Origin of the sequence: Aquimarina sp. Aq78 (assembly GCF_900299525.1) — a bacterium.
Classification (GTDB): Bacteria; Bacteroidota; Bacteroidia; order Flavobacteriales; family Flavobacteriaceae; genus Aquimarina.
Genome location: NZ_OMKA01000026.1, coordinates 297,925 through 311,195, shown reverse-complemented (window position 1 = coordinate 311,195; position 13,271 = coordinate 297,925). Strand labels below are relative to the sequence as shown.

The following is a 13,271-nucleotide window of genomic DNA, read 5'->3' as shown; positions in this document are numbered from 1 at the left end:
TATGAAAACTACACTATATACAAAATACAAAATGAATGAGCTTTCATTAAAAAATCGTTTTTTAATGGCCCCCATGACACGCTCCAGGGCAGAAGAACCAGGAAATGTACCTAATGTTTTAATGGCAAAATATTACCAACAAAGAGCTTCTGCCGGGATTATTATTAGTGAGGCTACTCAAATTTCTGTACAAGGAATGGGCTATGCAAAAACCCCTGGAATCTATTCTCAGAAACAAATCGAAGGTTGGAAACTCGTTACAGACGCAGTGCATAAAAACGGAAGTAAAATCTTTTTACAACTATGGCATGTAGGACGTGTAAGCTCTTCGAAAGTAAATGGCTTGCAACCTATTGCTCCTTCTGCAGAAATAGCAAAAGATACACAAGTATATATTTTTGATGGTGCGCCTAATGGTGATGCTACATTTGTTCCTGTCGAAAAACCTCGGGAAATGACCAAAGGTGATATTACTCAGGTTATCGAAGAATTTAGGACAGGGGCTAAAAATGCTATTGAAGCTGGCTTTGATGGGGTAGAAATTCATGGGGCAAATGGGTATCTAATTGATCAGTTTTTGCGAAGTAATAGCAATCATAGAACAGATGAATATGGCGGAACCAAAGAAAACAGAATTCGTATTCTTAAAGAAATTACTCAAGCTGTGGCAGATGAAATAGGTGTTGATAAAACAGGAGTGAGATTATCTCCTTTTATAAGCTTTAAGGACATGAATGATCCCGAAATTTTAGAAACCATTATGATCGCTGCCAAAACATTAAACGAAATAGGAGTAACCTATATTCATTTATGCGAAGCCGATTGGGATGATGCTCCCACAATTCCAGAAGATTTCAGAATTAAATTGAGAGCTAATTTTACACATACAATTATAGCTACAGGAAATAAAACTCCTAAAGAAGCTAACGATCTATTAAACAAAAACTTAGTTGATCTTGTGGGGTTTGGAAGAAAATTTCTAACCAATCCTGATTATCCTAAACGAGTACAACTAAATGCTATAATGAACGACATTTCTGATCCCCATACTCTTTTTGGCGGTGGTGACGCAAGAGGGTATACCGATTATCCATTTCTAGAAGTATAAAACTATGATGACAAAAGAAATTAATCCTGTTGGTAGTTTTAAAGATTGGGATAGTACCAAAATACTAGAACTACAAAACAGCAATGAAAGTGATCGTGTAGGAGATATTCTTTTATTTGAAGATGATAGTATTAAAGTTTGGTCTATTATTTTAAAACCTGGAGATAGGTTACCTTTTCATAAGCATACAAAAAACTATACTTGGGTTTGTTTAACCCAAGGAGCCGCCATATCACATTATAAAAATGGTAGAATTGTCGAAATACAGTATCAAAAAGGAGATGTATCATATTACGATCACGATGCTAAAGGTGATTTTGTACATAATTTAGAAAATATCGGTGATGTATTATTAAAGTTTAACACGGTAGAATATAAATAACCTCCTATTACTCTGTTAACATACACACCTCACCATCCAATTCTGTTTCAATAGTACAATGGCTAAAATGATATATCATTAAGATCATTTTAACTTCTGATTTTATATCAATAATCTGATCGGTTTCTGTAATGTCTTTTAGCTTAACATGTGCCGTAAAAACATGATGTTCTCCTTCTAATGACCAAACATGTAAGTGATGTATAGAATCAATATGTGGTACTTGTAATATTTTTGATTTTATTTCTTCTATATTAATATCTTTTGGGATCCCTTGTAGAAATACAAATAGTGTTTCTTTTAGTCGCTTAATAACATTATATAGAATATAGAGTGTTATTAAAAGAGAAAGGGCAGGGTCGAGGTACTGAACATCTGTAAAATATATAGCAATTGCTGCAAAGAGCACAGCAGCCCAACCCAATACATCTTCCATCAAGTGCCAGGAAACCACTTTCTCATTCAATGATTTCCCACTACTTACTTTCCATGCAGCATAACCATTGACTGCTATTCCTATGAGTGCAAAAACAATCATTCCTCCGGCATCAGAATGTTCGGGTTCTAATAATCTACCTATGGCTTCATAAATCACATAAATAGATCCTAAAATCAAAACAATGCTATTAATCAACGCTCCCAAAAGAGAGAAACGCCTGTAACCAAATGAGAATTTAGCATCGGCTTCTTTTTTCGATTTCCCTTCGAGATACCAAGCAGTACCCAAAGAAAGTGAATCTCCTAAATCATGAATAGCATCAGAAATAATAGCAATACTATTTACATAAAAACCTCCGATGATTTCTAAAATCGTAAAACCTAGATTTAGAAAAAATGCAATTTTTAAATTCTTTCCTGCGTGGTCGTGTGAATGGTTGTGTCCCATAATTACTTTTGGTATGATTCTAATTTTATTTTTAAATCATGAGGTATAGGCATTGTTTTTAAAGGAGGTATATTAGCACCTCCTGTATTACCAATAGGAACCCTATTAATAAATGATTTCCAACCACCCACAATCAAACGAATAACTTGTCCAAAAATCTCTCTGGTATCTCTGGTAAGCATGCCATATTTAAGCATCAAATAATGCGTATAAGAATGCTCTATGGGGTATGATTGTCCCAAAATATGGCTACGCTCTAAATGATCCCAGGCCTTTGATAAATCGTTATTAGATAATGCCGTTTTATAAAGTGACAATTCTTTATCATATTCAATTTTAAGCTTTGGCGGCATTGTTATATTAAACTTCATACGGTTATTTCTTTTGTACAAAAATATGCATAGTAGCCATGCAATAGAAGTGCATTTATTGACCACTACAATGCTCACATATACCTTTTACTACCAAATTCATGTCTTCGGCTACATATCCATCTGGTAAATTGATTTGAGGAATTTTATGTTCTGTAAGACATATCGTTTCTCTACAATTACTACAATGAAAATGTAAATGCAAATCTCTGTCAATATCACAATTACAACCAGCTTCGCAAAGTGCGTATTTTATAGTGCCCGTTCCATCATCTACCTGGTGTACAATCCCTTTTTCTTCAAATGTCTTTAAGGTTCTATACAGTGTTGTTCTATCTGCTTTTGTAAAAGCATTTTCAATATCTCCAAGTGTTTTAGCTACATTACTCTGAGTCATATATTTATAGACCAGCATTCGCATCGCTGTTGGACGCACTTTCTTTGATTCTAAAAAAACTTCAATGGTGTTCATTGCTAATGCCCGTGACCGTGACCTCCTTCTTCACTGTTTTTTGCCTTCCCTAATATGGTAAAAGCATCTTTTATTACTAATCGAGTAGTACTAATGTCTTTATTTTTATCCTCTAATGTAATCGCTACAAACCCATCTTCTTCGGTTCCTTTGGTGATGGGGATCATTTCAAAATCCGTAACTATTGCTTCTCCCTCACTTCTTTTCTCTCCTGCTGCAAAAACATAATGGTTTCCATCAAAACGAACTATGGCTTCTTCTGGAACAGCATATGCTTCGCGAGCACCAACTTCAATTTTTGCGTTTACAAACATTCCTGGAAGCAACTCCTGGTTTTCCTCTTTTAAGTGCCCATGAATAGTTATAGATCTATCATCACTAACATTATTACCTATTAAGAAAATCTCTGCTTCCATCCATTTATCTGGTTCATTTGCTAAACGAAAACGAATACGTTGCTCATTTTTTATTAATGGGATATCATCTTCATATACTTTGAGCTCGACATGCAAATCTTCGGCATTGGTGATATCCATCAATACATCTTCCGAACCAAAATATTTCCCAGTGTTCACATATACTTCTCTCACTACCCCATTGATAGGAGAATACACATTTACCATAGAAGATACTCTTCCATTGGTTACATTAGAAGGGTTGATTCCTACCATTTTTAATTTACTTTCTAAAGCTTGAATATTTGCTTTATTAATCAAGTAATCGCTTTTTGCTTTTTGAAATACTTTTGTCGAAGAGACACTTTCTTTATTTAATGTTTCCTGACGTTCATAATCTGCTTTCAAATATTCATTTTTTGCAACTGCTTCGAGATAATCTCTTTGAAACTCTATAAAATCAGGATTCTCTACTCTTGCTACAAGTTGTCCTTTTCTTAATCGTGTACCTGGTAGCATATCGGTAAATTTCAAAAACCCTCCATAAGGAACCGTAACAGAAAGATTACTTTGAGGAGGAACATCGATCATTCCGTTTACACTTAACTCATTTCCTATTTTACGTTTCTGAGCTTTACCTATTTCTATTTGAGTTTGTTTCATTTGTTCATCTGTCAACTCGACAAGATTTTCGTTAGCTTCTTCATGTTTTTCCTCAGAAGTTGTAGCTGGTTTATTATTACACCCTAAGGTAAGCAGAAGTATGAATATGGCTATTAATTTATATATGTTTGTTTTCATTTTTATTGAATTGCGTTTATACTTTCAATTTCGATAAGAGTTTGATTGTAAGCGTTTATGAATTCTAAGTATTTGGTCTGAATTTCTAGTGCCCGATTGATTCCTTGTACATATTCTATATATCCAATAGCTCCTTCTGTAAAACCTCGCTGAGATTGTTTTAATAACAGTTCAGATTGTGAAAGCGCATTTTTCTCATAATATAACAAGTTCTTTTGGTTTTTTTCTAGTCGTTCCAAAAGCATATTTAATTGGGTATTAACTTCATTTTCTACCACATCTAACTGTGCCTGACTTTCTTTTTGACGAATTTTGGCCGCTTTTATTTTTGCTGCATGTGGTTTGCCCCAAATCGGAATAGCCAAACCTAACTTTACCCCGGTAAATCTGTTTCCAGAATCAAAAATCACATCGGATCCATTTACGGTTTGTCCTGGGCCATTAAAAGATTGATTAAAATACCCTAATGTGATATCGGGAAGCATTTTTGATACCTCTACCGATTTCTTAATATCGGCAATAGTTATTTGTTCTTTGTAAAAAGATAGTACTGGATTTTTCTCTACAGCTGTAGTATTTTGATCTACTGGCAGCAAATTTGATTTTACTTTTAAATCCCCTACATCAATATCAACCTTGTTTTCAGAATTTACCAATTTTTGCATAAGCAATCTATATCGTTGTATAGTGGCATTATTCTCCTGTATTTTAATTTGCAAATCTGCAACTTCTGCATTGGCTGTTGCTTGTTCTAACGCATTACTTTCTCCTGTTTTAAATCGCAGGTTTGCAGCATATACAAATCGCTGATAAATACTATCTTGTTTTTGAAGCAATTGTTGTTTACTCTTTAGAAACCACAATTGATAATACGTTGCTTTTAATCGTGTTATCACTTCATTTTGAACCACTTCCTGATTCAATTCACTAGATTTTATCGTCGCTTTAGCCAATTTATTCTGGTTGGTATAAACCGTAGGGAAGGCAAATTTCTGGCTGATACTAAACCGAGTATCATTATCAAAATCGCTATTCATTTGCCCATATTCTAGGTAAAAATCAGTTTTGGGTAAGTTAAAACTAGTTCCTTTTAAGGCATGTTCCTTCTCGGTTTGAAACGCAGCAACTTTTAGGTTTGGATTATTTCTTAAAGCTGCGTCCATAACTTCTTCTAAACTTTGATAAATGGTTTTTGCTTCACTAGTCTGAGCATTTATGCTAGTCATATTTCCTGCTACTCCAATAAGTACTACTAGTAAAAGCAATGCTTTTTTTGGTTTCATTTGTACTCTTTTTTCAAAATAATAATAGAGAATAGGCAATACCACCAGGGTTAAAAAAGTAGCGGTAATCAATCCTCCTATAACTACGGTTGCAAGAGGTCGTTGTACCTCTGCTCCCGAGGTTTGAGAAATTGCCATTGGTAAAAACCCTAATGAAGCAACAGTTGCAGTCATAATTACAGGTCGTAATCGAGTCTTGGTACCTTTATAAATTCGTTCAAAAATATCGGTAATACCTTCTTTTTTTAATCTATTAAATTCTGCAATAAGTACAATTCCGTTTAATACCGCTACACCAAATAAGGCTATAAAACCAACACCTGCAGAAATACTAAATGGCAAATCCCGAAGCCAAAGAGCAAAGACACCTCCTATAGCAGAAAGGGGAATCGCTGTAAATATTAAGACTCCTTGTTTTAAAGAACCAAAAGTAAAATACAATAGAATGAAAATAAGCAATAATGCTAAAGGAACTGCTATTCCAAGGCGTTGTTTAGCTTTGACCAGGTTTTCAAATTGACCTCCATAAGCAACAGTGTATCCCGATGCAAAATTTACCTGATTGTCAATTTTAGTACTAATTTCTTCTACAACACTCTGGACATCGCGATCCCTAACATTAAAAGCAATGATAATACGTCGTCTTGTATTATCTCGTTGTATTTGATAAGGACCATCCTTGATAGATACTGTTGCCAGTTGTTGTAATGGAATTTGTTCTCCATTGTGTCCATTAATATAAAGATTCTGCACATCTGTAAGATTGGTTCTGTTACTATTATCCAAACGCACTACTAAATCAAAACGTTTTTCTCCTTCATAAACCAATCCTGTAGATGCCCCTGCAAAAGCTGCCTGAATTGTATTGTTAACTGTTTTAATATCCAAACCATACTTTGCTAATTGAGCTCTATTGTAATCTATTACAATTTGTGGTACTCCCGTTACTTCTTCAACATAAACATCGACTGCTCCCTTGACTTTTCCGGCAATTTTACCAATTTGATTGGCATAAGAAGAAAGTCGAGCTAAATCCTCTCCATAAATTTTTATGGCCACATCCTGGCGTACCCCTGTCATTAATTCATTAAATCGCATCTGTATCGGTTGTTGAAAACCAAAAGCCACTCCTGGTATCACTTCTAAAGCTTCTGCCATTTTATTAGCCAATTCTGAACGATTGGAAGCAGATACCCATTTTGATTTATCTTTAAGAATAATCATCATATCTGCAGCTTCTACGGGCATAGGATCGGTAGGTATTTCTCCCGAACCTATTTTTGAAACTACTTGTAATACCTCTGGAAATTGATCGAGTACTATTTTCTCTGCTTTGGTTGTAGCTTTTATTGTATTAGAAAGAGAACTTCCTGTAAGTACCCTGGTTTCTACTGCAAAATCTCCTTCTTCTAGTGTTGGAATAAATTCTCCTCCAAGGTTGTTAAACACCAGATATGCTATTATAAAAAGTCCTGATGTGATTGCCAGAATAAATATTCTACTACGCATTGACCATTTGATTATAGGCTCATATAGCTTATAGAAGAAATTCATGATTTTATCGGAAATATTTTCTTTATGGGTTCCTTTTTTGCTCAATACCAATGCAGACATCATAGGAACATAAGTGAGCGATAATATGAAAGCTCCCAGGATGGCAAAACCTACTGTCTGTGCCATTGGGCTGAACATTTTTCCTTCTGTTCCTACCAGGGCCAAAATGGGTAAGTACACAATAAGAATAATGATTTCACCGAAAGCAGCAGAATTTCTGATTTTACTAGCTGATTTATAAACTTCTTCATCCATCTCTTTCTGTGTCAACCTCTTGTTAAGTTTCAAGGCTCCAAGATGAAACAAGGTGGCTTCTACAATAATTACTGCTCCATCTACTATCAAGCCGAAATCAATAGCTCCAAGACTCATTAGATTTGCAGAAACATCAAAAAGATGCATCATACTAAAAGCGAACAAAAGTGATAAGGGTATTACCGATGCTGTAATAAGCCCTGCTCGCCAATTTCCTAGTAATATTAATAGTATAAAAATGACAATCAATGCACCTTCTATGAGATTAGTGGTCACTGTACCAATTGCATTATTTACTAACTTAGTCCGATCTAAAAAAGGTTCGATCATTACTCCTTCTGGAAGTGTTTTGGTAATAGATGCTATTTTATCTTTTACATTTTTAATTACCTCTGCAGAATTTGCTCCTTTAAGCATCATTACAATAGCACTTACTACTTCTCCCTCTCCATTACGAGTAGTAGCCCCATAACGAATGGCTTTCCCGGTTTGCACCTTAGCTACATCACTAATTAGAACTGGTATCCCATCAGATGTCTGTTTAATGAGAATATTTTTTATATCCTCTATAGTTCCGATTAATCCTTCACTTCGTATAAATAAGGCTTTATCATTCTTCTCTATATAAGCACCCCCTGTATTTTGATTATTAGTTTCTAATGCATTAAATATTTCTGAAATTGATATATTCATAGCATTTAATCGTTCGGGTCGTATGGCAATTTCGTATTGTTTCAGATATCCTCCAAAACTACTTACACCTGCTACTCCTGGTGTACCTAGTAGTTGACGTTTTATAATCCAATCCTGAATAGTTCTTAACTCTGTTGCATCATATTGGTCTTCATAACCTGATTTTGTAGTAATAACATATTGGTAAATTTCTCCCAGACCAGTGGTCAAAGGAGCTATACCAGGTTTTCCTATATTTTCAGGAATTTGGGATTGTGCTTCGACAAGGCGTTCGCTAACTTGTTGTCTTGCCCAATACACATCTACGTTTTCTTCAAAAACAATGGTTACTACTGATAATCCAAAACGTGAAAACGAGCGTATTTCCTCAATTTCGGGAATGGTAGCCATTGTAATTTCTACGGGAAAAGTGATTAGCCGCTCGATTTCTGGTGATGCCAATGTTGGAGAAGAGGTAATCACCTGTACTTGATTATTTGTAATATCGGGAACAGCATCCACTGGCAGCTGTTTTAATGAATATATTCCCAAAATAATCAGTGCTAATGTTAGTAATCCAATAATCAATTTATGAGTTATGGAATACCTAATTATTTTATTAAGCATATAATATTTTTAATTCAGTTAGACATCTCGATTAAATTCGATTAAACAGAATTTATCGATGTTAAATAGATGCTACTTTCTTTTGAAAAGAAATAACAAGACATACTTATCCTATGTAACTAAATTAAACCTGGGGTGGTTGGAATGGCGTACTAGAGATTTCTTTACCAACACTATCAAAATGGGCAAATAATTCTGTGGAAATTTCTGGAGAAACTAATTGATATGTATTGATATTGAGATCAATTACATGAACGTGACAACAATGGCATTGGCAAAAAGGAGAACATAAATCATTCTCTATACTATGATCATGATTTTCACAAGAATCTGCAAAATTCTCAATTTGAGAATCATCTGTAATAGATATACTATCATTACAAGGCATAAAATTGAGTGCCAGAAAATATATTGATAATATGAATACTAAAATTTTCACATTACAAAGATAGTAATATTGTAATGCAATGGTATTGCAAAATTACCTAGATTCTAAATATTACTAATTATGTCCTTTGGGAATAAGGATATTATTCATAAAAACAAAAAACATCAGGAATTGAGGTACGGTTTTTAAGGCTTAATATTCAAAACCAGACCAAAAAAAGCGACCCCCGGGTTAACTACTCCCAGGGGTCTAAATTGAAACTTAATTGTATTTAACACAAACTCAACTTATACTAATTATGATAGTTTCAATTTTATTGTTTGTTAGTCTAGGTTTATGATACAAAGATAAGCCCTATCCTATAAATGTTTTAACATTTTTTTGATGATAATTAACATTTAATGGTATGTTAATACATTGATAAAACCAATAATACTAACTTATTAAAAGTCAATTTTTAAACTATTTTATGTAACAATTATGATATTTTGATTGTCGTATTCCCAGTGTTTTTTTAATTTTTTCCCTAACACCGAAGACCCTTATTATAGCAAAATTCGTGCCAACATCATATTGATCTGTTTTATTTTAAAATAAATATGGTTTAAAAACCCTCGGGTAACTACTCCCGAGGGTAAGAATTGAAACTAATTATGAAATTTTACACAAATTCAACTTACATAATTAATCGAGTTTCAATTATTGTACTGTAATATCAAAAATTTGAGTAATGTCTGTATCACCACCTGCATTAGCAATATTACCTCCAACTACTCCATCTGCAGCTTTATTAGGTTGGTGTCTTAATGTTACTGTTAAGGTTCCGGTTCCTGCATCTGTTGTTGTTACTGTAAATGTTAGTCCAACAGGATTAGTTGTAGTAAAAGAGGTTCCATCTTCTTTCTTGTAATCTGATTCTTTATCTGTATAAGCTGTCGTGATATTTAATGCAGAACTTGTTTCATAAAAAAACTGATGTTCATCTGCTTCAGCCTCTATTTCTTCGTTAATTAATTCGGCAGGACTCTCAGATTCATTAAGTAATTCTACAGATCCATTATATGTTGTATTGGCAGTTAAATTACCAGAAACCGATACTACCGGTGCTACTGGTCCATCTGCTCCATCTTCATCGGTAACAATTAAAGTTACGGTTCCGCCTCCTCCAACTAGAGATACTGTCATTTTGGTTATTAATTCCTCTTCATTAACTGGTACAGGATTATCATCATCACTAGAGCATGATGCGAATAAAATACCTCCAACGATAAGCATTGATAAAAGTTTGCGTGTGTTCATTATTTCTAAATTTAATTTAATAGTTAACTGATAATCTTAATAAAAAATTTCTACCTAGATCATCTGCAAAATATCGCTGACGATTTAAGTAATTTCTATAGCTTGTGTTTAATATGTTGTTTATTGTTAATCCAACTTTTAGTTTATTTCGTTCTCCTAAAGAAAACTCCATACTGGTATCTGCATTTAATAAATGATATGCATCTGGAGGTGTATTGATTTCCAGTATTACATTTTCTCCTTGTTGCGGAGAAAACACAGATATATTTGGTGGGTACTCATTTTGTCTAAAAAAGTATTGACTTTGTAAAGAAACATTAAGCCCTAACCAATTTTTGTTACTATAAGTAATACCGTTATTAAAAGTTGGCGCAGGGATATTAATCAGCGCAACATCTTTTTCATTTTCTTTTCCTTTTACCATAGAAAAACTATGATCTGTTCTCCAGTTCTGATGCCAATTGGCATAAAGTTTAGCGTCCACCCCTAATAATCTAACATTAGTTTGTCGATATTCCCAAACAGGAAATGCACCTCGTATGGATAGTTCAACACCTACAGGTTCTAGTAAAACATAATCATTTATAAAATTGGCATATGGCGCTATTTCCCATCCCCATTTTTCTGTATTCTTTTGTGCAGTTAGAGATATTTTATGTGATGTTTCCTGATCTATCCTTAAATCCCCCAACTCAATTCTGGCAGCTGAATGGTGTAAGCCATCACTAAATAGTTCTGAAGGGTTAGGCGCACGTTGTGCCAATGCATAATTGAATCTAAATTCGTAATCTTCTTTAAAAGTATATTGTATTCCTGTAGTACCAGAAACACTATGGTAATCAAAAACTGGATTAGTAAGCCACTGTGTATTAAAATCCTCAATGATGAGATTAGAAAAATCCACATTATATCCTCTTTCTTCCCATCTGGATTTCAAGTAAAACTTCTTTGCATCCATACGATTATAATCGTATCGAATACCTCCATCTATAATGATATCATTTGTTAAACTGTATTCGCCTGTAATAAATGCTCCAGCATCATACTTATCATAGTCTGGAATTAATCTTTTTACTCCTGTACTGGGATCTGCAAAATTATTCTGATATCTAAACAATACTCCTACATTCCATAGAAAATCAGGGTTCGAATCAAAACTAAAATCCGAAGTCAACGTATGTGTTTTTAACTCAAGATCTATACTAGGCAATTTGGTAAGTTCTTCTGTTCTGCGAATATCAAATTCAAGTCGTTTATTATATTGAAAATCATACTGCGTATTCCATTTTCCAAGTTCTTCAAAACGTTTAAAATATCGAAGACGTCCTAAATGATGGGTAACTTCTTGTTTAGGATTATCAATTTCATAAGTAAAATCTCTAATGATTGCAGGTTGCTGATCATTAATAGCATTTATAAGATCATCTACATTACCAATATGAGATGTTGCCAATACACCTATTTCGTTATCAAAAAAAGAATAATACGCATCCCAGCCGTGGGTAAATTTATTTACTCCAACAGATAAAGATGCTCCTTTTTCGAATATTCCTGTATTAGAAAGAACATAGTCTGGTGTTTCTACATCACCAAAGCGTTTTAATGTTCCTTGTGCTTTAAAAAACCATCCATTTTTATATCCTTTTATCAATTCTGAAGAAATCGATCCTCCTCTACCATTTACGGCTCCTGCCACCAGGGTCTTGCCAAATAAGGTGTCTTTTGAAGGTACTTTACGAGGCTCCATAATAATAACACCACCAATTGCATCTCCACCATATTGTAGTGCAGAAGCCCCTTTGACAACAGTAACATTTCCTGCTGTGTTAATATCTACATTAGGTGCATGTTCGTCACCCCATTCCATGTCTTGCATGCGAACGCCATTATTCATGATCAATACACGACTTCCGCTAAGGCCCTGAATAATAGGTTTTACTATCGTAGATCCAGTATTTAACGATGAAACACCTGTAATTTCTCTAAGAGCATCACCTAAAGAAGCACTACTATATTTCTCTATGATATCAGAACCTATAGTTTCTTCTTGAGCGGAAGTTGTTTTATCATCATTGACTCCCGAAACTTTTACTTCTTCTAATTCATTAAGGTGGTGTTCTAAGGAGAAATCTTTTGAAGACGTTTTGCCTACATCAAGAGTTACTACCTGCGAATTACACTTTTCATGAGAAACAGTAAAAGCATATGCCGTCGCACATAAACCTGTAATAGAATATTTACCAGAAGCGTCTGTCACGATTGTACGATTATTAAATGTTATTGTAGCGCCTTCAAGGGGAGCTCCGTCATGAAAATCTATGACTCTGCCAGAAAGTGTTTTATCACATTCTTGTGCTGAAAGGAGATTAATCCCGAGAAGAAACACAAGTAACCAAGTGTGTCTTTTCATTTGTAAAATAAATAATGGATAAACTGTTGGTATGAATATACCACAGTTAAGTTTCAGTAATAAAGTTTAGGTAAAACTAAGCTGCAGGGGGAGCTTTGTTTAGAAAATTGTAAGCAGCAGATGAATCAAAATATCGATTCACATAAGTTGCTCGAACAATATCGGCAGGAACATGTACTGCTTCAGGAACAGTAACCGTATCTACAGAAGTAAAATTGTCATTATGATGATCAGAAGTAAACTTACAAAGAGAGCAGTCTGTATCATTAGCATCATGACCTACAATATGCAAGTCTGCTAATTGAATGATACCAAAGAGTACCAAAAATACGGAAGCTAGTATTTGTCTATTAAACTTCATTACGACA

General features: G+C 34.2%; 11 protein-coding genes. 2 read left to right on the top strand and 9 right to left on the bottom strand.

What is annotated here, in order from left to right; translation table 11 throughout:
• Position 1: 1 nt before the first annotated feature.
• Both DG435_RS17605 and DG435_RS17600 read left to right on the top strand, forming a co-directional pair.
• Complete coding sequence (locus tag DG435_RS17605) at positions 2 to 1,108, top strand: alkene reductase (RefSeq protein WP_106791848.1); 1,107 nt, start codon at positions 2 to 4, stop codon at positions 1,106 to 1,108.
• A 4-nt stretch (positions 1,109 to 1,112) separates the two neighbouring features.
• Entirely contained in the window at positions 1,113 to 1,490 is a 378-nt protein-coding gene (locus DG435_RS17600) for a hypothetical protein (RefSeq protein ID WP_159025505.1), read from the top strand.
• A 7-nt stretch (positions 1,491 to 1,497) separates the two neighbouring features.
• On the opposite strand, the gene DG435_RS17595 is transcribed toward DG435_RS17600, so the two are convergent.
• The 9 genes from DG435_RS17595 to DG435_RS17555 form a co-directional block, all read right to left on the bottom strand.
• Positions 1,498 to 2,376 carry a cation diffusion facilitator family transporter gene (locus tag DG435_RS17595; protein WP_106791846.1) on the bottom strand — a complete coding sequence of 293 codons (879 nt, stop codon included), beginning with the start codon at positions 2,374 to 2,376 and terminating at the stop codon, positions 1,498 to 1,500.
• 2 nt (positions 2,377 to 2,378) lie between these two features.
• Entirely contained in the window at positions 2,379 to 2,747 is a 369-nt protein-coding gene (locus DG435_RS17590) for a DUF3703 domain-containing protein (protein ID WP_106791845.1), read from the bottom strand.
• A gap of 55 nt (positions 2,748 to 2,802) precedes the next feature.
• Positions 2,803 to 3,219, bottom strand: a complete 417-nt coding sequence (locus DG435_RS17585; RefSeq protein WP_106791844.1) for a Fur family transcriptional regulator — start codon at positions 3,217 to 3,219, stop codon at positions 2,803 to 2,805.
• A gap of 2 nt (positions 3,220 to 3,221) precedes the next feature.
• The gene (locus DG435_RS17580; RefSeq protein ID WP_106791843.1) at positions 3,222 to 4,415 is read right to left on the bottom strand and encodes an efflux RND transporter periplasmic adaptor subunit; all 1,194 of its coding nucleotides are present in this window, start codon (positions 4,413 to 4,415) and stop codon (positions 3,222 to 3,224) included.
• 2 nt (positions 4,416 to 4,417) lie between these two features.
• A complete protein-coding gene (locus tag DG435_RS17575; RefSeq protein WP_106791842.1) occupies positions 4,418 to 8,806 on the bottom strand; it encodes a CusA/CzcA family heavy metal efflux RND transporter in 4,389 nt (1,462 codons plus the stop codon).
• A 124-nt stretch (positions 8,807 to 8,930) separates the two neighbouring features.
• Positions 8,931 to 9,245 carry a DUF6660 family protein gene (locus DG435_RS17570; RefSeq protein WP_106791841.1) on the bottom strand — a complete coding sequence of 105 codons (315 nt, stop codon included), beginning with the start codon at positions 9,243 to 9,245 and terminating at the stop codon, positions 8,931 to 8,933.
• A gap of 648 nt (positions 9,246 to 9,893) precedes the next feature.
• Complete coding sequence (locus DG435_RS17565; RefSeq protein WP_106791840.1) at positions 9,894 to 10,493, bottom strand: type 1 periplasmic binding fold superfamily protein; 600 nt, start codon at positions 10,491 to 10,493, stop codon at positions 9,894 to 9,896.
• 16 nt (positions 10,494 to 10,509) lie between these two features.
• Positions 10,510 to 12,903: a TonB-dependent receptor gene (locus tag DG435_RS17560; RefSeq protein ID WP_106791839.1), complete on the bottom strand. Its 2,394-nt coding sequence runs from the start codon at positions 12,901 to 12,903 to the stop codon at positions 10,510 to 10,512.
• Positions 12,904 to 12,979: 76 nt separating this feature from the next.
• On the bottom strand, positions 12,980 to 13,264 hold the full coding sequence (locus DG435_RS17555) for a hypothetical protein (protein ID WP_106791838.1): 285 nt from the start codon (positions 13,262 to 13,264) through the stop codon (positions 12,980 to 12,982).
• Positions 13,265 to 13,271 lie beyond the last annotated feature (7 nt).

Bases quoted from the DNA above. Each gene is read 5' to 3' on its own strand.
- DG435_RS17605 (WP_106791848.1), top strand. From the start codon at position 2: ATGAAAACTACACTATATACAAAATACAAAATGAATGAGCTTTCATTA.
- DG435_RS17600 (WP_159025505.1), top strand. From the start codon at position 1,113: ATGATGACAAAAGAAATTAATCCTGTTGGTAGTTTTAAAGATTGGGAT.
- DG435_RS17595 (WP_106791846.1), bottom strand. From the start codon at position 2,376: ATGGGACACAACCATTCACACGACCACGCAGGAAAGAATTTAAAAATT.
- DG435_RS17590 (WP_106791845.1), bottom strand. From the start codon at position 2,747: ATGAAGTTTAATATAACAATGCCGCCAAAGCTTAAAATTGAATATGAT.
- DG435_RS17585 (WP_106791844.1), bottom strand. From the start codon at position 3,219: ATGAACACCATTGAAGTTTTTTTAGAATCAAAGAAAGTGCGTCCAACA.
- DG435_RS17580 (WP_106791843.1), bottom strand. From the start codon at position 4,415: ATGAAAACAAACATATATAAATTAATAGCCATATTCATACTTCTGCTT.
- DG435_RS17575 (WP_106791842.1), bottom strand. From the start codon at position 8,806: ATGCTTAATAAAATAATTAGGTATTCCATAACTCATAAATTGATTATT.
- DG435_RS17565 (WP_106791840.1), bottom strand. From the start codon at position 10,493: ATGAACACACGCAAACTTTTATCAATGCTTATCGTTGGAGGTATTTTA.
- DG435_RS17560 (WP_106791839.1), bottom strand. From the start codon at position 12,903: ATGAAAAGACACACTTGGTTACTTGTGTTTCTTCTCGGGATTAATCTC.
- DG435_RS17555 (WP_106791838.1), bottom strand. From the start codon at position 13,264: ATGAAGTTTAATAGACAAATACTAGCTTCCGTATTTTTGGTACTCTTT.